Source organism: Paraburkholderia xenovorans, assembly GCF_046030735.1.
Classification (GTDB): domain Bacteria; phylum Pseudomonadota; class Gammaproteobacteria; order Burkholderiales; family Burkholderiaceae; genus Paraburkholderia; species Paraburkholderia xenovorans_A.
Genome location: NZ_JAQQBV010000038.1, coordinates 26,297 through 47,545, shown reverse-complemented (window position 1 = coordinate 47,545; position 21,249 = coordinate 26,297). Strand labels below are relative to the sequence as shown.

The 21,249-nt window shown below is 56.0% G+C and carries 15 protein-coding genes and 4 pseudogenes; 16 read left to right on the top strand and 3 right to left on the bottom strand.

Annotated features, from left to right (window positions below; translation table 11 throughout):
* The first annotated feature begins 32 nt into the window (after nt 1-32).
* Nucleotides 33-1,208, top strand: coding sequence for an aminotransferase class V-fold PLP-dependent enzyme (locus tag PQQ51_RS28510; protein WP_408500537.1), 1,176 nt, complete (start codon nt 33-35; stop codon nt 1,206-1,208).
* A gap of 51 nt (nt 1,209-1,259) precedes the next feature.
* Nucleotides 1,260-2,993, top strand: a complete 1,734-nt coding sequence (locus tag PQQ51_RS28505; protein ID WP_408500536.1) for a methyl-accepting chemotaxis protein — start codon at nt 1,260-1,262, stop codon at nt 2,991-2,993.
* Nucleotides 2,994-3,363: 370 nt separating this feature from the next.
* Here PQQ51_RS28505 and PQQ51_RS28500 read toward each other — a convergent pair whose 3' ends face one another.
* Nucleotides 3,364-4,143 (bottom strand): DeoR/GlpR family DNA-binding transcription regulator, encoded by a 780-nt coding sequence (locus PQQ51_RS28500; RefSeq protein ID WP_408500535.1) that lies wholly within the window; start codon nt 4,141-4,143, stop codon nt 3,364-3,366.
* Between the two features lie 371 nt (nt 4,144-4,514).
* Between PQQ51_RS28500 and PQQ51_RS28495 the strand changes: the two genes are divergently transcribed.
* From PQQ51_RS28495 to PQQ51_RS28445, 10 genes and pseudogenes are all read left to right on the top strand, one after another.
* The gene (locus PQQ51_RS28495; RefSeq protein ID WP_408500534.1) at nt 4,515-5,912 is read left to right on the top strand and encodes an NAD(P)/FAD-dependent oxidoreductase; all 1,398 of its coding nucleotides are present in this window, start codon (nt 4,515-4,517) and stop codon (nt 5,910-5,912) included.
* An 8-nt stretch (nt 5,913-5,920) separates the two neighbouring features.
* A complete protein-coding gene (locus tag PQQ51_RS28490) occupies nt 5,921-7,147 on the top strand; it encodes an NAD(P)/FAD-dependent oxidoreductase (RefSeq protein WP_408500533.1) in 1,227 nt (408 codons plus the stop codon).
* A 30-nt stretch (nt 7,148-7,177) separates the two neighbouring features.
* A complete protein-coding gene (locus PQQ51_RS28485; protein WP_408500532.1) occupies nt 7,178-8,593 on the top strand; it encodes an FGGY-family carbohydrate kinase in 1,416 nt (471 codons plus the stop codon).
* A gap of 1,079 nt (nt 8,594-9,672) precedes the next feature.
* Nucleotides 9,673-11,925, top strand: a complete 2,253-nt coding sequence (locus tag PQQ51_RS28480) for a penicillin acylase family protein (RefSeq protein WP_408500531.1) — start codon at nt 9,673-9,675, stop codon at nt 11,923-11,925.
* A 33-nt stretch (nt 11,926-11,958) separates the two neighbouring features.
* Nucleotides 11,959-13,242, top strand: coding sequence for an MFS transporter (locus PQQ51_RS28475; RefSeq protein ID WP_408500530.1), 1,284 nt, complete (start codon nt 11,959-11,961; stop codon nt 13,240-13,242).
* 30 nt (nt 13,243-13,272) lie between these two features.
* On the top strand, nt 13,273-13,674 hold the full coding sequence (locus PQQ51_RS34465; protein WP_459252351.1) for a group II intron maturase-specific domain-containing protein: 402 nt from the start codon (nt 13,273-13,275) through the stop codon (nt 13,672-13,674).
* Nucleotides 13,668-13,880: an HNH endonuclease gene (locus tag PQQ51_RS28460; protein ID WP_408500561.1), complete on the top strand. Its 213-nt coding sequence runs from the start codon at nt 13,668-13,670 to the stop codon at nt 13,878-13,880. The genes PQQ51_RS34465 and PQQ51_RS28460 overlap by 7 nt, the downstream gene beginning before the upstream one ends.
* Nucleotides 13,881-14,366: 486 nt before the next feature.
* Nucleotides 14,367-14,567, top strand: a pseudogene (locus PQQ51_RS28455) (DDE-type integrase/transposase/recombinase); the annotation flags it as partial.
* 331 nt (nt 14,568-14,898) lie between these two features.
* Nucleotides 14,899-15,570: a 4-hydroxythreonine-4-phosphate dehydrogenase gene (locus tag PQQ51_RS28450; protein ID WP_408500529.1), complete on the top strand. Its 672-nt coding sequence runs from the start codon at nt 14,899-14,901 to the stop codon at nt 15,568-15,570.
* A gap of 141 nt (nt 15,571-15,711) precedes the next feature.
* Nucleotides 15,712-15,934, top strand: a pseudogene (locus tag PQQ51_RS28445) (Tn3 family transposase); the annotation flags it as partial.
* A gap of 86 nt (nt 15,935-16,020) precedes the next feature.
* Here PQQ51_RS28445 and PQQ51_RS28440 read toward each other — a convergent pair.
* A pseudogene (locus tag PQQ51_RS28440) lies at nt 16,021-16,799 on the bottom strand (DeoR/GlpR family DNA-binding transcription regulator).
* Between the two features lie 203 nt (nt 16,800-17,002).
* On the opposite strand from PQQ51_RS28440, the gene PQQ51_RS28435 reads away from it, so the two are divergent.
* The 4 genes and pseudogenes from PQQ51_RS28435 to PQQ51_RS28420 all read left to right on the top strand — a co-directional run bounded on the left by PQQ51_RS28435 (nt 17,003) and on the right by PQQ51_RS28420 (nt 20,240).
* Nucleotides 17,003-17,257, top strand: coding sequence for an FGGY family carbohydrate kinase (locus PQQ51_RS28435; protein ID WP_408500528.1), 255 nt, complete (start codon nt 17,003-17,005; stop codon nt 17,255-17,257).
* Nucleotides 17,258-17,705: 448 nt separating this feature from the next.
* Nucleotides 17,706-19,235: an amino acid permease gene (locus tag PQQ51_RS28430; RefSeq protein ID WP_408500527.1), complete on the top strand. Its 1,530-nt coding sequence runs from the start codon at nt 17,706-17,708 to the stop codon at nt 19,233-19,235.
* 325 nt (nt 19,236-19,560) lie between these two features.
* Nucleotides 19,561-19,773 (top strand): annotated as a pseudogene (locus tag PQQ51_RS28425) (IS66 family transposase); the annotation flags it as partial.
* 17 nt (nt 19,774-19,790) lie between these two features.
* The gene (locus PQQ51_RS28420) at nt 19,791-20,240 is read left to right on the top strand and encodes a penicillin acylase family protein (protein ID WP_408500526.1); all 450 of its coding nucleotides are present in this window, start codon (nt 19,791-19,793) and stop codon (nt 20,238-20,240) included.
* 224 nt (nt 20,241-20,464) lie between these two features.
* Here the strand turns inward: PQQ51_RS28420 and PQQ51_RS28415 are convergent, their stop codons facing one another.
* Nucleotides 20,465-21,196 (bottom strand): FadR/GntR family transcriptional regulator, encoded by a 732-nt coding sequence (locus tag PQQ51_RS28415; protein WP_408500525.1) that lies wholly within the window; start codon nt 21,194-21,196, stop codon nt 20,465-20,467.
* Nucleotides 21,197-21,249 lie beyond the last annotated feature (53 nt).

Here is a 21,249-nt window from a genome sequence, read left to right as displayed (position 1 = left end):
GGCAAGATAAACCTCGAACTGCGAGACTTACGATGAAAGCAACCGAAACACTCTCAACCGTGCGCGGTCAATTTCCTGTTACGAAGCGTATTCTTTACCTCGACTCGGCGCACCAGACGCCCTTGGCGACCAATGTCCGGGCAGCCCTCGAAGAGTTCCTCTCCGAGGGCCATGAGATGGCCGGACCTAAGCCTGTGTGGTTGCGTCGTGCGGAAGAAACCCGTGAAAGCGTTGCGAAATTCCTGAACGCATCACCAAAGGAAATCGCATTTACGAAGAACACCTCGGAAGGTCTTAACATCGCGGCAAATGCAGTACCGCTCAAAGCGGGCGACAACGTCGTGCTGATCGAAGGGGATCACCCGAACAATGCGTACGCGTGGCTCAACCTTAAGCGCAAGGGCGTCGAAGTGCGCTTCGCAAAGCTCGCGGATACGGAGATCGCTACGGCAGAGACGTTTGCTCCGCATATTGACGACAGAACGAAGGTGATCACGCTTTCCCACGTGACCTTCCACGCGGGGCAGGTGCATGACGTCGCCGGCATAGGCAAGCTGTGCAAGGAACGCGGGATCTACCTCGTGGTCGACGCGATGCAGTCGGTTGGTGTGGTCCCGGTTGACGTGAAAGCGTTGGGCATTTCTGTTCTGGCAGCTGGTACGCACAAAGGTCTTCTGGTTCCGCAAGGGCTTGGAATTCTTTATGTCCAGGATGGGCTCGACGAACTTCAGCCTGCGTATCTCGCCATGTCAAGCATGGCACGCCCGCCGGCGGATTACATCGCCCTTGCCGACGACCTGGAGCCGCGAAAGGACGCAGGCCGTTTCGAATTCGGCAATGTCAACCTTCCGGATCTGCAGGCGCTGTCTGCGGCCATTGACCTGATTCAGAGTGTGGGCGTACCGGAAATCCAGGAGCACGTGCTGAAACTCGGTGATCGCCTGATCCAGCATCTGGACGAAATGGGCGTCGCGTTGGTCGGACCCCGCGACCGGGGCGAACGCTCGCATATTTACGTGCTCGCGCTTCCTGTGGACAAATGGTCGGACTTCTTTGCTCGCAATCAGGTTCGCGTGTCTCCAGAACGCGGGGGTATTCGTATCTCGTTCGGTATGTTCAACACCCTCGAGGATATCGACCGCCTCGCCGAACTGATCCGCAAAGGCTTGAAAGAAGAAAAGCCGCTTGCGACCGCGCAGGTTGACTGATCTAGAACGGACATCTGCGCCTTCGTGCAAAAAATAATTCGGGGTATCACCATGTTCGCCAACATCTCTATTAAGACAAGCGTGCTGTTCGTCGTGGGAGTGCTAATCAGCTTGCTGATGGTTGTTGGTGCTGGCTGCATGGAGGCACTTTCGACAAGTAATCGTTCGGTGAGTCTAGCGAAGGCCGATATGGCGTCCGCCGATGCGCTCACTACAGCTTATTCATCTCTGCTGCGCGCCCGCGCGGCCTTTGATGCTTGTGACCGTCAGTTCGGCAACGGTGATCTCGATGCTTCGAAGGTTTCCCTGGCAAGCGGGCTGTCGCTGGTTGAGGGGGCTAACGAGTCATGGACGCGGTTCCGTAAGACCATCGCTGGCAGCGCGCCAACCGATGCGGATTCGGCAGTGGTCAGCGCTTATGCGGATCTCGTGGACAGCGCTTTGGGACCCGCTTCGCAGGCTTTGAAGGCGAGCGACATGATGCAATATCGATCGCTGGTCGCAGGACCGATGGATGCAGCATTTACGCGCCTCGATCAATCCGTAACGGCCGTGGTTACCGCGCGCAAGGCACGGGCCGCAGAGATGTTCGCGATCGCGCAACGGCACGCAATCTTTGTTCGAGGGCTGCTTGCGGGCTCGCTCGTGCTGTCGTTGCTCCTCGCTGTTGGATCGATACAGGTGGTGAGCAAGAAAGTGACACGCCCGCTTGCCGTAGTGATCGGCGCAATGGAACGACTCGCGGCCGGAGACCTGACAGATCATATGGACGGCCAGACGACAAGAACCGAGACCGGGCGTCTAAGCACGTCACTTCGGAGGATGCAGGACCGCCTGGTTGAGATCGTTCGGACCATCAACCACAACGCGGAGTCGATTGATCTAGGGGCTAAGGAGATTGCAACGGGTAACGCCGACCTGTCAGCACGCACTGAAGAACAGGCCGCTTCGCTTGAGCAGACAGCCGCGAGCATGGCGCAACTGACGCAGACGGTAGCGCAGAACGCGGTCAGTGCCCGTCAGGCCCACGGCCTCGTCAACAACGCCACAGACCTTGCCGATACAGGCAACAATGCAGTACAGGTCATGGTCGGTACGATCGAGGAGATCAGTGGCAGCTCCAGCAAGATTTCCGAAATCACTGGGATCATAGAAGGCATTGCGTTTCAGACAAACATCCTCGCGCTAAACGCTGCGGTAGAGGCCGCCCGCGCTGGAGAGCAGGGACGTGGTTTTGCAGTTGTGGCCAATGAGGTTCGCAGTCTTGCGCAGCGTTCGGCCTCTGCGGCGAAGGAGATCAAAACCTTGATCGGCTCATCGGTTGAGATGATTGAAAATGGCTCGAGGCAGGCAGTCGAGGTTGGGGCTACGATGACGAAGTTACAGCACTCGATCCAACAGGCCTCTTGCATTGTTGGCGAAATCGCAGCCGCTTCCGAAGAGCAGAGCCGTGGCATCACCCAGGTAAGCCAGGCCGTCACGCAGATGGATGAAGTCACGCAGCGCAATGCCGCGCTGGTCGAACAGGCAGCGGCAGCGGCACAGGACCTCGAGCAGCAGGCTGGGGAATTACGGGCCGCTGTAGCCATGTTTACTCTTGCCGGTGAAGGACTGCGCGAGACTCGAGGTACAGCTCACCTGCCAGGCTCGCAGGACACATCGCCTGTGCTGGACCTGGACCACGACATCGTGGCATTGACCTCCCGCGACACAGGGGCGGAGCAGACAGGTGCGGATAGCGCCAATGTAAGCGCCTATGCATCGACCCACTGGCAGGCTTTTTGAGTGGAGCGTGACGATGTTCTTCTCGGATGAAGGGTTACCTTGCCCGGTGTGACGAGCATCGTACTCAGCCATTCGGACAAGCAGTAAGCCGCGGTGTCGAACGAGTAGTCTACTGGTTAGGCAGGGCTTGTGACACGGTACGCAACGCCGTAAATATGGCCTAAATATGGCCTAGTTGCCTCACGCAAGCGATTCTGCTTCCACTGCCCTTGTCAATCCGACCGCATCGGTGACAAAATTCACCAACAATAGGGATGACTCGCTTCCTTGCAGGATTCGGTAATGTATGGTTGGACAGCAGTCCGATGCGCGAGACTAACTTTGTCAGAGGCGTCACTCTCGCTGGCGGGATCGTTGCGGTCGTCGTGAATCATGAGTCTCCCAAGTCCCGGTTGGCAACGAGGACCTCTACCCCTGCCTCACGCAGCGCAGTTGCAAGGTCGGGCTCGGGCGGTGCGTTGAGAATGAGCCGGTGCACCTGATCCAGCGTGCACACTCGGAAGAGTGCAGTGCGATTGAGCTTGGTCGAATCGGCAAGTACTGTCACGCGCTTCGCGTGGTCGATCATCGCACGGGCGATTTCCGCTTCCTGCAGATCGTAGTCCATGGCACCTTGCTCGTCGATTGCGCCAACGGTTAAGACAGCATCTCTAGCGTTAAATTTTCGGATCTGTTCGACGACAAGGACCCCGACGTTTTCCGATGCGTCATTGCGATACTCCCCTCCCACGAGAAACACGCGATGCCCTTGGTTGCTACGCGCAAGCGTCTGCGTGATCATCAGTGAGTTCGTGACGATTGTCATCGACGGGCGGGTTGCAAGTTCCTGAGCAAAAGCGAGCGTCGTGGTGCCCGTATCTACGAAGAGCGTGTCGTTTTCGCCGAACAATTTCGCGGCGAACCGACCAATAGCCCGCTTTTCATTCGACTGCTCGTGCAGACGACTGCGGAACGCTCCCTCCGTCTGCTCATCAAGCAGTGTGGCTCCGCCGTGATATTTCCTAAGTTGGCCGCGAACCGACAATTCGGTCAAATCACGCCTGATAGTTTCTCTCGAAGCGTCAAGCTCATCCGCCAAGTAATCAACCGTCACCTTTCGGTGCTCGCGTACTAAATCGAGAATTGCGGCGTGTCTATCTTGTGGTTTCATGCGTCAGAAATCCTTCTGCTAGCGTGGGCGCGCTTACAGTTAACACGCGACAGCCGGCATCGTGCGTGACGTACGACGCCCCGTCAAGCCAGTTCGACCGGGAATCCATTCGACCGATAGTTGGTTCGATGTCTCTCGTTCGGGCGCAAAACTCGTCCTAGCTGCCCTTTCGGCGGAGATACCTACCCTCTTATGCCATATCTACGAGTTCCGGATACTGCCCAGCGATGGTCTCTGATGGACCGCACGTCGTTTCGGGCATTGCCTGGGGCGAGGATCCTCACTTACCCTAATTATGTACTGTCTAATTGACTGTTCGGGCATACTGAAGTACCGTTCGGGCACAGACATTTGATTTATAGGTGAGTGCGTTGACTCAAGCGAATGGCGACGACCTGTTTGACGTGGTGGTGATCGGCGCCGGTGTGGTCGGCTGCGCGGTCGCGCGCCGCTTTACGCTAGAGGGTGCGAAAGTGCTTCTGGTCGAAAAGGGCACCGATATCTTGTCCGGCGCGAGCAAAGCCAACAGCGCGATCCTGCACACCGCATTCGATGCACCGACGGGCAGTCTCGAACAAGCCTGCATGCAGGCCGGCTACGAGGAGTATGTGTCTATCGCGGACCGTCTCAATCTGCCAATTCTCGAAACGGGCGCGGTCGTCGCGGCTTGGAATGATCAGGAAAACGCAGCGCTCGAACAGATCGAAGCGCAAGCGCGGGCGAACGGTGTTGACGACGTGCGACGTCTGTCGAAACGCGAACTGCTCGAGCGCGAACCGCATATTGCGCAAGGTGTGATGGGCGGCCTGCTGGTTCCCCGCGAGCACGTGATCGACCCGTGGTCTGCGCCGCTGGCCTATCTGACCCAGGCGGTCGCGAATGGCGCGCAAACGGTGTTCCGTGCTGAAGTCACTGCGGCCCGGCGAGATGCGAACGAATGGGCCATTGAGACAACGAAGGGCAAGTTCCGGGCTTCGTTTGTCGTGAACTGCGCAGGCCTCTGGGGCGATGTGGTCGAGCGGTTATTTCTGGGCTCGGCGTCATTCGAGATCCGGCCGCGGAAGGGGCAATTCGTGGTGTTCGACAAATCGGCAAGCGCGTTCATCCGCACAATCTTGTTGCCGGTTCCCACGGAACGGACGAAGGGTGTCGTGATCACGCGCACGGCGTTTGGCAACGTGCTGGTGGGACCGACAGCGGAGGAGCAGGAGGACCGTGTCCACGCGGGCGTGGATAAGAAGGCGCTCATGGATCTTGTCGCGAAGGCCGCAGAGCTGGTGCCCGCGCTCGGCAACGTACCGGTCACCGCAGTCTACGCCGGGCTTCGTCCCGCAAGCGAAAAGAAGGAGTACCGGGTGCTCGCCGATAGCGAACGGGGCTTCATCACACTCGGTGGCATTCGCTCGACGGGCCTGACGGGAGCTTTGGGACTTGCACAGCACGCTTTCAAGCTTTATGGGGCTTCCGCTTTTCGTCACGCACCCGTTGCCGCGCCCGTGTGGCCGTGCATGCCAAATATTGCAGAGCATCGTGAGCGGGACTGGGAGCGAGCTGGCGACAATGAGATCGTCTGCCATTGCGAACTCGTCACTCGGCGAGAAATTGAGGCGGCTCTGAGCAGCACGCTGCCGCCGTCCGATCTGGGTGGTCTGAAGCGCCGGACCCGCGCATGTATGGGGCGTTGCCAAGGGTTTTACTGTAGCGCGCGCATCGCTGAAATAACGGCCGATCTGCTCGAGACCTCGCTCGCTGTAGGGACAACGTCATGATTAACATCTTGAAGAGCGATGTTCTCGTGATCGGTGGCGGTCCGGCCGGTATTGCCGCAGCGGTGGAGTTGAAACGTCGCGGCGTGCAAAAGGTGACGCTCATCGAGCGCGAACCGTCTGCCGGCGGTGTGCCGCGACATTGCGGTCATCCACCGTTCGGCATGCGCGAGTTTGGCCGGATTTATAGCGGGCCGGCCTACGCGGCGCGCCTCGTCGAGTTCGCAATCGAAAACGGTGTGGATATTCAGACGGGAACCACCGTTACACGGCTGGATCCGGGCGGTCAGATCCAGCTTGTCAATGCGCAAGGCCGATCGACGGCGATGGCGCAACGCGTCGTGCTGGCCACCGGCATACGTGAGACGCCGCGCTCCGCGCGCTTCACATCGGGCGATCGGCCGGTCGGCGTCATCAACACCGGCGCGCTACAAGCGTACGTCTATTTGCGTGGCCTGATGCCATTCCGGCGCCCGCTGATTGTAGGAACGGAACTCGTCGCAATATCGGCGGTGTTGACTTGCCTGAAGGCCGGCATCAAGCCAGTCGGTATCGTCGAAGCCAACAGCAGGCCGACGACCTATCGCCCGTTTGCCTTCTTTCCGAGGCTCTTGGGCATTCCTGTTTTCTACGGCACACAAATCGAGGAAATCCAGGGGACGAAGCGCGTGGAATCCGTCAAGGTGCGCCTGCCGGACGACACTTTTCGCGAGGTGGACTGCGACGGTGTGCTTTTCACCGGACGATTTACCCCCGAAGCGTCGTTGGTCCGCAGCAGCCATCTCTGTGTAGATCCAGGCACCGGCGGACCCCAGATCGATCAATACGGGCGTTGTTCCGACCGCAGTTACTTCGCGGCAGGAAACCTGCTTCGTCCTATAGAAACGGCAGGATGGTCGTTCCGCGAAGGACGGCGTATTGGCGCGATGGTTGCGGACGATCTGGACGGAGGACTTCCGCAGATTCATGCGAGCGCGTCGGTGGAGCGCGGCAACGGCATCAAGCTCGTCGTGCCGCAACGCATCACACTACCTTTGGTACGCGGTGGTCTGGATCACATTCAGGTCCGCGTCGATCAGCAGATGCGCGGCAGGCTGACCATCACAGCCGACGGGAAGCCGTTATGGAGCAGGAAGATATCGGCTCTGCCGGAGCGGCGAATCCTGATTCCGCTCGCGGACCTGAGCGTTCCCGAGCACACGAATTCGATTTTGATCGAATTGAAAGCGTGTTTGTGAAATACGTCGAGAATAGAGGAGAGCAGCTTTATGCGGATCGCCGCCATTGATCAGGGGACTACCAGCACGCGCGTATTGTTGGCCGATAGTAATGGGAGCGCTGAGATAGTGCATTCAGTGCGCCATCGCCAGCATCATCCCGCACCGGGTTGGGTCGAGCATTCGCCTGCTGAATTGTTGGCGAATATCAACACGTGTATCGAGGCGGCGGGAACGATCGACGCGATCGGAATCGACAATCAGGGCGAGAGTTGCCTTGCATGGGACGCGCAGACGGGCGAGCCGCTGTCTCCGGTAATCGTTTGGCAGGACAATCGCACGTCCGACTCGATCGAGGAATTGCGCCGGCAGGGTGCGGAGGAAATCACGCTGGCGCGTGCGGGGTTGCCTCTCGACCCATACTTTTCTGCGTCCAAATTGGGATGGCTGATCAAGCATAACGAACGCGTTTCCAGCGCGTTGAGCAAGAACCGGCTGAAGCTGGGCACTACCGACGCCTATTTTCTGGATCAACTAACCGGCGTCTACGCGACCGATGTCACGACAGCGTCGCGTACCTCGCTGATGAATATCGAGTCAGCAGAGTGGGATGCCGAACTGTGCCGTCTGTTCGGCGTCCCGATTGAATGCCTGCCGGAGATACGCTCGACCGTAGGCGATTTCGGGCAGGTTGGAGCGGTTCCGGTTACGGCGTCAATCGTGGATCAGCAAGCGGCGCTCTACGGCCATGGCTGCCGGAAAACCGGCGACGCCAAGGTGACGTTCGGGACCGGTGCTTTCGCGCTGACCTTGACCGGCTCGAAGATCGTTCGGGCTCACGAGCAAGGATTGTTGCCCACAGTCGCCTGGAAAATAGGTGAGGAAATCACCTATGCACTCGACGGCGGGGTATATGACGCAAGCTCGGCGGTCGAGTGGGCAAGAAGGCTAGGTTTGTTCACTGAACTGTCTGATATCGCCACATTCGACACGCCCGCTGCGATCTCCCGAGGACTCGTGTTTGTCCCGGCGCTTTCAGGGCTCGCTTGCCCGCATTGGGATCGCAGTGCCGGGGCGCTCTGGATCGGCATGACTGCCGCCACGACGAATAGCGACCTTTGCCAGGCTTTGCTCGAGGGCGTGGCGTTATGTACGGATGAAGTCTTGTCCGCGATGCAGGACAAGGTAAGCGTGACAGATCGCCTTTCTATCGACGGTGGGCTTGCGCGAAACGTCTACTTCACGCAGTTCTTGGCCGACGTATTGAACCGCACGATAGTGACCCAGCGATTCGACGAACTCACTGCGTTCGGTTGTGCGGAGCTGGCGGCGTTGGGACTTGGCAGCCGCCTTCCTGAGTACCGCAACGCGTCGACGATATTCTCGCCGACGCAACCGACGGCGGTGGTCGCCGAATGGAAGGAGCGGTTTTCGGCGGCTGTGACGCGATCGAGAGGCTGGAGGTAGTCGAGTAGTTTTTGGATTCTAAAGCGAGGCAAAGGATACGATATTTTGTTATCCATATTATGTGAAACTGACCGTTCGGGGGAGCGATTACCTGATTCGCCGACGCGGCTATTCCAACCGATATTCCGCGTTACGCCAGAAATCTCCCAGACCTGGCTACATAACTGAACAGTCATTTTCATTGGACGCGAAACGCAATATTTTTACGAATATTTTGCGCTCCCACGCCCTGCGTGGTTATCGATCTAATAACCCTTGCTATTAGCGTTTTTCGGTTGTCAGACGCGAGGCAGGTGATGACCAACCAGGCTGATGAATTCATTAGCAATATTACTAAAACGCTACACCCCATAGTTCAACTTGGAGGAGAAACCGCATGCGCAAACTCGCGATCCTCGATGCGTCCTTGGTGCTCGGAAACATGCCCACCATCGGGGCGTGACCCATATGCCCGAAGCCCTGCTGAAGGCAGTGCTCGGGGTCGGGCACGCAAAAATTTTCACGGGCCTGTCCGCACAGCAGCCGTTGCAGCGGAAGCATCCGACGGATGGCAAGCCTCCAACGAGTTATCCCTCTAATGGATAAATGTGCTGGGAGGTAGTGAAGACCAAAGGCTGTTTAAACTTTGCTACGGGCGTGAACAGCTCGATCGATGAGCTGTTCCGTCTGGATGATCGCAGGAGCACAACCGGATGGCATGCTTGTCTGGCTTAATCGCCGAAGGGACCGCAGAGACAGTCGACCTTTCCGCTGTCGCGCTCGAGGACATCTCTGCGCCCTCAGCCTGGAGTGTTGTCCTGTTCAATCGATAAGGTATCCATATCTATAAGAAACATCTCGACCACGCCACCTATTTGCACCAGATCCAAGCCGGCCGCCCTGACGGACCGTCTCTCTTCATGTGCAGGCCCTGGCGGACGTTCACCAGTCAAAAATAAGGGATTCCCCTAGGTATTGTTATTGATGGTTTGACTGAATGGTCACAATTAAGCTACCGTTCGGTCAATGACATATCACGACGCTGGAAAAGCTTCGGCCTTGTGGTTGCTTCCGATATTTCCGTACGTGAGGGTAGAGACTTGAAGAACCGCGACAACGTCAAACGTTTATTGCACGGACCTGAAGCGCGAATCAGCATTTACCGCGATGAGTACGGCATACCTCATATCCGTGCGAAGAACAGTTGGGATTGCTTCTGGGCTTTAGGTTACGCGCACGCACACGACAGAATGTGGCATATGGATTTTCAGCGGCGCAAGGCGCTGGGGAGATCGGCCGAGTGGTTGGGGCCGGACGGCTTGGAGGCCGATAAGCTAGCGCGCCGGTTGAATAGCGCCGCAGCCGCGCAGCGGGACTACGCGGCACTCGGCAGCACAGCAAAAGACATGCTGAACGCGTACGCCCGAGGCGTTAATTCGTATATTGACCTCGGTATTAAAGAAAAAGAATATGAGTTGCTTGGAGAATCGCCCGAACGTTGGGAGTCCTGGCATTCGATCGCAGTGATGCGCCAAATCGGTCTATTGATGGGCTCGTTCTGGATGAAGCTCTTTCGTGCTGCGATGCTGCCTTACGTCGGCGCGGGAAATGTTACCAAATTGCGATACGACGACGGCGGAATTGATCTGCTGTGTATTCCGGGCAGCATCGAATCAGAGCGTTTGATTTCCACGCTCGATGAGCTTCGTCCATCAATAGAAGCACTCCTTGCTACTCAATCATCCGACCTGACCGGTGGGGGTAGTAATAATTGGGCGATATCGGGGCATCTAACGTCGACCGGGCGGCCCATTTTGATGGGCGACCCGCACCGAGAGCTTGAGGTGCCGACGATGTATAGTCAGGCCCACATCGCGTGCGATGACTTTGACGTCATCGGCCTCACCGTACCCGGGGTTCCGGGATTTCCACACGTGGCACATAACGGCAATGTGGCTTGGTGTGTGACGCACGCTTTTGTCGATATACACGATCTCTATGTCGAAAAATTCCGCTCCGAAGGCAAAGAAGTCCTTTTTAAGGATGAATGGCATGAGGTTCGATCGCGATTGGAAACGATCAAGGTGCGCGGCAAGGCCGACGAATCAATCGAATGCCTCGAAACTTCGCACGGCCCGGTAATTTTAGGCAATCCGGCTGACGGAAGCGCCATCACCCTTCGCTCCGTTCAGTTTTTCGAGACGGACAATTCGTTCGACTGTCTCCCAGAGATGATGCGAGCTGCCAGCGTAGAGCAACTATACAAGGCGGTGCATCCCTGGGGTTTGATAGACCACAACTTGGTAGCCGCCGATACGCACGGCACGATTGGGCATCGAGTTCGTGCCAAGGTACCGCAACGATCTAGCGTCAACGGCTGGTTACCCGTACCGGGTTGGACTGGGGATTTTGAATGGCAAGGAATGGTTGCTCCTTTTGACATGCCCGAAAGCATTAACCCGTCGGCGGGTAGTATTGTGACCGCCAATAATCGGGTCGTCGACGATCGGAACGGTCTGTATCTTTGTACCGATTGCCATCCGCCGCACAGGGCGCGTCGAATTAGGGAGCTGCTCGCAGGCAAAAAGCAGCTGTCAATCAGTTCGATGAGTGACATATATATGGATGTCGCGACCAAGCCTGGGTTGCTGTTTCAGGAAATGGCGAATCGTCAACCCACAGTCGTTGGCCCCGCGAAGGCGATGTTGGAAGATCTGCGTGCATGGAATGGCGAGATGACAGTCAATTCGCCGGCGGCTGTTGCCTATTCAAAGCTCCGCTTGTCGGTTACGAAAGTAGTTGCTGAAATATTGGAGATTGGGAATCGCGAGAGCAGATTGATGCACTCTAATGCCTTGCTAGATCATCTCTGGTGGATCGTTCCCAACCTTTTACGAAGCGCGGACGTAAGCCTGCTTAAGGGAAAGTCATGGGACGACGTGTTTCGTATTGCTATCGACCGTGTCGGAAACGACTTGGATGAGGGCAATTGGGCTGAACAGCATGCGCCTGTTCTACATCATTCCTTGAGCAAGGTTTTCCCCGACGAATCGGCAGCATTGGATATGCGTTGCGCTCTCGTTGGGGGAGATAACGATACAGTTTTCGCAACCGGTTACAGTGCATCACAGGGATTCCAGACGAAATATTCGGCACTGGCACGCACCAGCTTCGACGTTGGAAACTGGGAAAACTGCGAGTGGGTCGTATTCCAAGGGGCCTCTGGGCGGATTGGAGACGTGAATCGTACGAACCAGAATGGGCTCTGGGCGGAAGGAAAAACCGTCAGGATGCGGTACGACTGGAGCTTGATCGCTCAGCGATGCGCGGTCGAGCACATCGACCCTGCCTAAGAAGCTACTAAACAGCCAAAACATAAAGATCCCATGAGCCCAGATGTCCCAGTACCCATTGCCCCACAGGCCGATGCAGTAGCAGGCGTATACCGAAAAATAGGTTGGCGGCTGCTTCCTTTTCTCTTGCTTTGCTACACGATGTCCTTCCTTGACCGAATTAACATCGGTTTTGCGAAACTCCAAATGCAGCACGAGCTAGGAATTTCGAATACTGCCTATGGGATCGGGGCGGGGATATTTTTTATTGGCTACATTTTTTTTGAAGTTCCAAGCAACCTGTTGTTGCCACGTTTCGGGATACGGAAGACGATAAGCCGCATCATGATTCTTTGGGGATTGACATCGGCGTGCATGATGTTCATCCGAGGCGAAACGTCGTTTTATGTTATGCGGGTCCTGCTCGGAATTTTTGAGGCCGGCTTCGTTCCTGGCGTCATGTACTACCTGTCGTTTTGGTACGGCAGACAATATCTGGGCCGTGCGATTGCAATTTTCATGTTTGCCGGTCCGATCGGCGGTGCTCTTGGATCCCCTATCTCCGGTTGGATCATTGGGTCGCTGTCGGGCCATCACGGGTTATCGGGTTGGCAGTGGCTGTATCTCCTGGAAGGCTCACCCTGCATCTTGCTTGGTCTGCTGGTTCCGTTCGTTATGGTTGAACGAATGGAAGACGCCAAATGGTTGAGTGCCGAGGAAAAGGCAATCGTTCGATCACAGCTTTCGGACGGCGGTCCGAATGCCGGCACGTTTAGATCTGCTCTTGCCAATCCGAAAATTTATCTGATGAGCGCCGCATACTTCTGCATTTTGGCTGGCCTTTACATCATTAATTTCTGGTTGCCTACAATCATCAGTGAAAACGGTGCGAAATCGCCGATAGCTGTAGGTTTGTTCGCGGCGATACCGAACATCGCTGGTTTGATTGGACTCTATTTTGGCGCTCGCCGGTCTGACCGTGTCAAGGAACGCCGTTGGCACAGCGCTATTCCCGCGCTATTGGGAGGGGTAGCCCTAGCGGGTTGTGCAGTTTGGCATGAGACATTCTGGCTATCATTGACCTGCATCACATTGGCTGATGCCCTGATGAATATGGCTTACGTGGTGTTCTTGGCGATCCCCGCAGAGCATTTCAAGGGCCGCGCCTATGCGGGAGGATTTGCCATGATCAACTCCATAGGCGTAATGGGCGCCTTTGCAAGTCCTGTAGTGGTCGGCTTCGTGAGGAGCTCCACTGGGAGCATGAACGGCGCATTACTTTGGATGTCTCTAGTGATGCTAATCGCGTCTGCACTTTTGGTATCGATTAGACGATAAGAATTTGAGTTTCGGCATCACGACCGAAGTATTGCAGTAGCAGCCAACAAGACGGCTAAACAGGCGAACCTGATAAGGCTGCTCAATCTTGTTCTTCGAGGATGGGCGAATTACCACAGTCATGTAGTCGCCAAGAAAGCCTTCGATCGGGTTGATCACGAGGTCTGGTCAACGCTATGGCGATGGGCGGTAAGAAGGCACCCTAAAAAAGGAGCCCGATGGGTGAAGATCAAATACTTCAAGACCAAAGGTTTCCGGGACTGGGTATTTGCCGCCACAGAAAACAAAGAAGATGGCACGACAAGAGAGGTCATCTTGCTCAAGGAATCGGATACGCCAATGATCGGCATATCAACATCAAAGCGGACGCCAATCCTCACGATCCGCAATGGGCGCCGTACTTCGAATCCCGATGGGGTAAGAAGATGCTGAACTCGGTACGAGGTCGCAGTAAGCTGTACCGTGTCTGGCTAAGGCAAGATGGCCTGTGTTCTTACTGTCAGCAGCCCATCACAATGAACACCCGCTGGGATGTTACGCATATTGTGAAGCAAACTGATGGCGGGACGGATGCAGCCAGCAACCTCCAAGTGCACCATCTCAATTGCCGTAGAAATCCGCAGTATGCCGGAAAATAAAGTTGTACTACCGGGTGTCGACAGATGTCTTTGTAGAGGCTTGAGCCGTATGCTCCTAAAGGCGCACGTACGGTTCTTAGATGGGGTATGTCACCCGGACAAGATTCCGGCGCAGCGCGCATGCAGGATAGGGCTGGCGAACCGCCAGCGGATAGAAGGTTGTGCGACGTTGGATCGTCTCACGAGCGCCACGACGGCTTCACGCAGGGACGTGAATTCGATCGCAGCAATTACCGGGCGACGTGGAATGCGCCTGTAGGTTGGCGAGCGCAATACCGCGCGCTCACCAACTTATGCCAGCCTATCGCGCCTTCGCCGCGTCAAGGGTCGCTGCGCTCAGGCTTCGCCTGCCCTTGACCCCGCTACGGCGCTTCTTTACAGAGGCCGCCCGATGGGACCTGGACAATGATTCGTGAGTCAGGTCGTGAAAGGCCTTGACAACTTTCTGCTCATAGAAGGGGGCAACAGCGCAGCAATGCGCTGTTGCTACCCGACCAGGACCATCGTCACATCAAGTCCAGAATGAACGTGATGCTCGGGTTCAAACGGTTCAGGAGTGCCGCGACCACGATTTCAGGCATCGAGTTGATACATCGCATTCGCAAGCGGCAGTTCGACCTCTCCGCTGTCGCGCTCGAGGACATCTCTGCGCCCTCAGCCTGGAGTGTTGTCCTGTTCAATCGATAAGGTATCCATATCTATAAGAAACATCTCGACCACGCCACCTATTTGCACCAGATGCACCTGAAGCACGGCGTGATTTCGCTATTCGATTTTCGGGGCGGCAAGAAGGCCCTGCTGGACATCGGCAGAATGTCAGTATGGCGCGGTGCTGCCAAGTCATGGATCTGTTCCAGGACAGCGGACCTGCTTTCATAGCGATTTGTATCGTTTTATGACCGTATGGGCATAATTATATTCTGTTCGGGCATAATAGTGAGTGGCTTCCGAAAGACGGAAGGCCGCTCGCGATCCACATTTGGGGATCTGGCTCTGACATTCGCCACAAGGATGGAACATGGAATTCGCGCTGTTTTTTACTCGCAACGACCAAACGGTTGTGAACTGTCTTGAGTTGTTTTCGCTTTTCGAAGAATCAGGGATTCGACATTTCGGTTTCAAAGATGTCGGCGTGGAGCGTGAGACATTGCAGGCGCTTGCGAATGCAATCCACGAGGCGGGAGGCACTTCCTATATGGAGGTTGTCTCCGAGTCGCCAGCCGCTTGCATTCGGTCTGCTGAAATTGCTGCGGAACTGGGTGTCAGGCGGCTTCTCGGGGGGACACAGGTCGACGAGATCCAAGCAGTGCTGGCAGGTTCGGAAACGCTGTATTTTCCGGCCGCCGGTCGTCCGGTCGGCCACCCGGTGCAACTGGAAGGATCAGTTCAAAAAATCGTCGACGACTGCAAGCGATTCATGGACAAAGGATGCGCCGGTGTCGACTTGCTCGCTTTCCGCTCATCGCAGGCGGATCCCCTCGAACTTATTGCCGCTGCGCGCGAAGTGATCTGCCCCGGCGGCCTGATCGTGTCCGGCTCGGTCGGAACACCCGAACGTGTGCGCGCTATCCGCCAAGCCGGTGCGGATCTCTTCACTGTTGGCAATGCGGTCCTCGACTGCACTTACCTGTCGGACGGATCGTTGCCGATCGACCAGGCCAAGGCGATGTTACGCGACAGCAACGCATGACGTCGATCCGCGTGGCGATCGATGCACAGCTTGGTGACGCAAGTCGTTTTCGGCATTCCGATCGTCGCGCGCTGTCGCCGAAAGACTGAGATGATTTGGCCTATGGTCTCGAGCTTGGCGTCGATTGGGTCGCGCTGTCGCGAGCGATCACTGTTCATGCTGGAATGGTTGCGCGACCCATCGCTGCGCCGGCGCGTAAAGATCGGGTTGGAACGAGGGTGAAGCGCGCGATTCACTCGCTCGCGCCGTGTTTTTTCATTGGCTTGGAGAAATTCGCGACCGCTCCTATGAGAACCAGCGGTACCGCGCAGGTGGGTTGAATTTCGCCGTCGCTGCAATCACCCTCTGGAACTCAGCACTGTTATGTCCGGCGTTCGCCGGTTCCGGGGTTCTGTGGCGGGAGATGGAACACACTTGCATACGGAGCCCCGGCAGGCCCGAGGCGGACTTTTAGGCCGCTTTTCGGTCAGTTTGTGCTATTAAAATTTCAACGCCCGCGGCCGTTAGCGCCTCCGCTAAATGTGGCTCGGGGTATGCATTCACGACCAAACGATGAATCTGGGTCGGGTGGCATACCCTGAAGAGGGTGGTACGGTTCAGTTTAGTTGAGTCAGCGATGACCGTTATTCGCTTGGCCTGCCCGATCATAGCCCGGGCTATTTCCGCTTCCATCAGCTGGTAATCCATCGCCCCACCAGCGTCGATTGCACCGACAGTGATCACGGCATCACGAGCGATGAATTGGACAATCTGCTGAACAGCAAGCGGACCAACGTTTTCGGAGGCCTCCTCCAGATATTCCCCCCAATCAGGAAAACCCGATGTCCCTCACCACTGCGTGCCATCGTTCGCGTGATCGCCAAGGAGTTAGTAACGACAGTCATTGATGGGCGGGCGGCGAGCTCTTGAGCAAACGCTAGCGTCGTAGTTCCGGTATCGATGAAAACAGTATCGTCGCGGTCGAAAAGCGTTGCGGCGAAGCGGGCGATCGCCCGCTTTCCGTCGGCTTGTTCCTGCAGACGGGCGCGAAAAACCCCCTCGGTAGGCTGGTCAAGCAAAACGGCACCGCCGTGATACTTACGAAGCCGGCCGAGAAGTGACAATTCGGTCAAATCGCGCCTGGTTGTCTCACGAGACGCGCCGAGATGGTCGGATAAGAAGTCGACGGTAACTTTTCCAGTTTCACGTAAAAGCGTAAGGATTGATGCGTGCCTTTCTTTGGGTTTCATTTCGTCGTAATCCTTTATGCAAGCGGGAGGCGGCGAGTCCAAGCAAGCCTTTTACGGAATCGTGCGTGACCGGACCGGGACGTCAAGCGTCTTCGGCACGTGCCAATTACTCAGTATTTTCCCGTGATCCTATTTGATGAATTGACTGTTCGGGCATATAAGAATACCGTTTGGCCATTGTATGCGGCTAAAAGGGTGGAATTGTGGTAAATCCAAAAAGCAACGACTTATTTGATGTTGCGACAAACACTTACTTCCTTGACCGACTGACCTGCACGTCTGTGACGAACGCGACGACGGCGTCGCGGAAATTCCTCATGAATCTGGAAGCAGGTGAATGGGATGAGGAACTGTGTCGCCAATTTGGCATTCCTATCGATTTCTTGCCGGAAATTCGACCCACGGTGCGGGATTTCGGTTGCGGGGGCGCTTCGGCGATCACCGCCTCCGTCCGTTGACACGCAGGCCGCGCCGTATGGACATGGCTGTCACAGGAAAGGAGACGGAAAAATTACTTTCGGGACCGGCGCCTTCGCGCTGGCCCTGATCGGCGACAGTAGCAACGCATCGACGATCTTTGAGCCTCGGCGGAAAGCCTCGACAGTCATTGAGTGGTACGAGCGATTCACGGAGGCCGTATCGCGCTAAGGGTTGGCGGTAGGTTAGAGACGTTACAGAGAAAATTTCCGGTAGGGTAATTGTTAGGTATACGAATTGTATGGATTGGATTTTGACTGACGACATTAGCTATTCATGGGGGGTCGTCAATAGGGCTATTTACGTCAGTCGCGCAGCGGCGAGAATTTTCGATGGCACATTGCGCTGCGATTGTGAACTTATTGCGAGCCTTCGGCCGAGTTACCTCATCGGCCTTTTTGGGATTGGACTACTTTTGGGAGCAATACGATGGCAACGGAGCGTATAGGTACCTCAGCGGAGGGGAATGACGAAGACGCAAAGTTCTTGGCGAGTCTAGGCTATAAGCAAGAATTGTCGCGGCATATGGGAGGCTTTTCAAATTTTGCCATTTCCTTTGCCATCATTTGTGTGCTGGCTGGCGGCATTACGGCGTTCCCACAAGCGCTTGGTGCTGCTGGGGGCATTTCAGTAGGCTTGGGTTGGCCGATCGGCGCGCTGTTTGCGGTGATAGTGGCCCTGGCGATGGCACAAATCGCATCTGCGTATCCCACCGCCGGTGGGCTCTATCATTGGAGCTCGATTCTGGGCGGAAAAGGCTGGGGGTGGGCGACGGCGTGGTTCAACCTTATCGGGTTGATCTTTGTATTGGCGTCGGTCAATTTCGGCGTCTACGACCCGTTCTTCAAGTCGTTCATAGCGCCGCTATTCGGAATTAGGCCAGAATCCCTTGGTTGGGGTACACAGACGGTATTCATCGCATCTTGCACGGTCACGCAAGCGATTCTCAACCAATACGTTCCTCGCATAACGATGCGTCTGACCGATTTGTCTGGCTGGCTAATTTTTGCCGTAACTGTTGTGCTAATGGCGGCACTTCTATGGACTGCGCCGCATCCGTTTCATATCGAAAGGTTGTACACATTTACCAACTTCACCGGCGCTGACGGAAGCCCATGGCCTAAAAGCACTGGTAGTGTCGGCGTCTTCCTTTCGGGACTTCTGCTGACCGTCTACACGATTACCGGCTTTGACGCTTCCGCGCACTCTTCAGAAGAGACACACAATCCGAGTCGCGCCGTGCCCAAGGGGATTTTGACATCCGTGATTTGGTCAATCATTTTTGGTTACTTGTTGATCTGTACCTTCGTGCTCGTGATGCCCGATGTTGCGCAGGGGGTTAAGCAGGGCAGCGATTTCTTCTCTGCGCTGCTGGCGCCATTGCCGACGTGGTTAAAGGTGATGTTGGGCGTTGCAATCTTCGCGATCAACTACCTCTGCGGACTCGCCGCAATGACATCAACATCACGGATGATGTACGCGTTCGCGCGGGATGGTGGTTTGTTAGGCTCTAAATGGCTGAGACGCGTAAATCCGCGGACCAGTACTCCCGGACCTGCAATTTGGGTTACGACGGCACTCGCAATTGCAGCAACGTTGTATGGCGACGCCTTCGTGGTTTTGTCGACTGGTTGCGCCGTCTTACTGTACCTCTCGTACATTATGCCGACGGCGGCCGGAGTGTTCGCTGAAGGAAACCGCTGGACTCGAAAAGGACCATTTGATTTAAAAGCATTTTCGCGTCCAGTAGGTGTGCTCGCAGTGGTGGGCGGAGCTGTACTTGTATTCACGGGAGTACGGCCGCCGAACGAAAAGGTTCTCTATCTTGTCATCGGACTCTCGGTTATCCTGTTGCTCCTTTGGTGGGTTGCTGGCTTGCGTCGGCGATTCAACGGGCCGCCGTTGAGCGAGAGCGTTGCAAAGGATGTGCCGGAAGTGCTTTCATCTGCAAGCGATTGACTGACGCAATGGGCTCGAGGCGTAGCAAATCAAATGGCGACCTGAGCCCTCTACTTCAAGGTGAAGCATGCTGCTATACCAAGGCCGCTCCTAAGTAACACTTTCAAGTGACTGATCATGAATGCGCTTTTCATGCGGATTCAGGTTGTTCGGCAGCGACCAGCTTCATAGCATGCTGAGAAATCTGTCGCGGAAAACGTTCGCGGTTGCGCTCCTCGTAGTAGTCCTGACCTTGTTCGGGTGTACTGCTCGCGCTTGGTGAGCATGGAGTAGATGAGACGGGCAAGCTTGTGGGCGGTGGCCGTGACGGCCTTGGGACTGTACCCTTTACGAATGGCTGGTTGCGCAGCGTAAATTCGTGTCTGAAAGCTCCGCCATCGCGAAGGCCCTGGGCTCCACAGCCTGAAACGCTGGGAGGCGCTATTTCGGCGACGGGAAAGTGCTCATTGACAACAGCCGTCTAAAACCAGCTCCGTCCATGGGACGTCGGACCAAGTCGCTGTTTGCCGGTTCGCTGCACGCAGGACAGCACGCTGCAGGCTAAAGTGGCCGGAAGTGTTCGACATCGCCCTTGAGCGAGCCGTCGAGCGATCGCATGGAGACAGTTGGGATGAAATGCATGCCCCACAACTCCAACATCCGCTTTCGCCTGTCTTCCCAGAGGCGGCAGGTGAACTTGACATGCAATGCGCTCCGATTGGCGGGGACAACGATACGATCTTCGCCACCTATAGTGCAGGCGAAGGATTTGCTACGAAATACTCTGCTTTGGCGCGTACGACCTTTGACGTAGGGAAATGGAACAACTGTCGCTGGGTTGTGTTTCAGGGGGCGTCGGGCGAAATCAACGATGCTCATCGGGCTGACCAAAATGTTTTTTGGGCGAAGGGCGCGACAGTCCCGATGCGCTACGATTGGGAACAGATAGCCGGGACGGCAAGCCTGTGTGACCTTGATCCCGCTGAATTTAAGCGCAAGGTCAGCTCGGAAATAAATGAAAATTAATGCGCCTCGCGTACGCGATCGCCGCTCGAGAATATCGCGTGGCAACTGAAACCTGTGCCTCACGCTTCCGCCGGAGCGTGAGGAGATGGCAGTCGTGGTCGCATGCTGCGCATATCCACGATCGGTCATGTGATTCGATGAAGGCCGATCCTGGGCGTTAGTAGGCGATGATGGCGCGCAACCGAAGTCCGGAAGACAGGCTTTACGGTAATTCGAAACGCACTCTACTTCCGGTATGCCTTTGACATACTGCTGGTCCAATTGTATGTCGACTCCACATGCGCAAGCATTTCTTTCCGGGCGCCTTCCGGGTTCCTGCTGATAATTGCAGAAATGAGTGTGTCATGTCGCATGGAAGGCGTGTCCTTGGCGAGCGACGGTGTTGGTTGGGAAAGAATCAGAATATTCAACTTCTCCTGAATCTGGATCTCTTCACGCAGCAGGTCGGCAGATCTCGATGCCTCGGCTATTAAGGTGTGCAGGCTTGCGTCTGCCATCCGTCGCTGTCCGAGGTCGGCTGCACATCGCAGAAATTCGACCGCTGCTCTCTGAATGAGTTCGAAGTCGCATGGGGTTCCTCGCTCCGCCGCCAGATAGCAAGCCTCTCCAGAAATTGCCCGACGCCAATCCGTAAGGTCGCGTAACTCCTGTGCAGTCATTGAGCTGGTTCGTGCCGCTTCCATCAACCGCTCGCTAACGTCACTTGCGACAAATGATCCGCCAAACCGTCCACGGGTGGTCACCACGAGCCCAAATTCACGCAGTGACGCGAGCGCATTGCGCAACGTCATTGGCGCGACCCCAAGAGACTTGGCGAGTTCATCCTCACGCGGCAGCTTGTCGCCCGGCCTGAGATCGCCTGAAGTAATTGCGTCCGTGAGCCGGCGCACGATTGCGTCGGGCGCACTCTGCCCGCTTACTGGGGTAAACGACGAGATGGAAAGTTTTTTAGTCATAAACTCTACATGTTATAGTTTTTGTGCCTAATCAATGATTACACCATACTCAA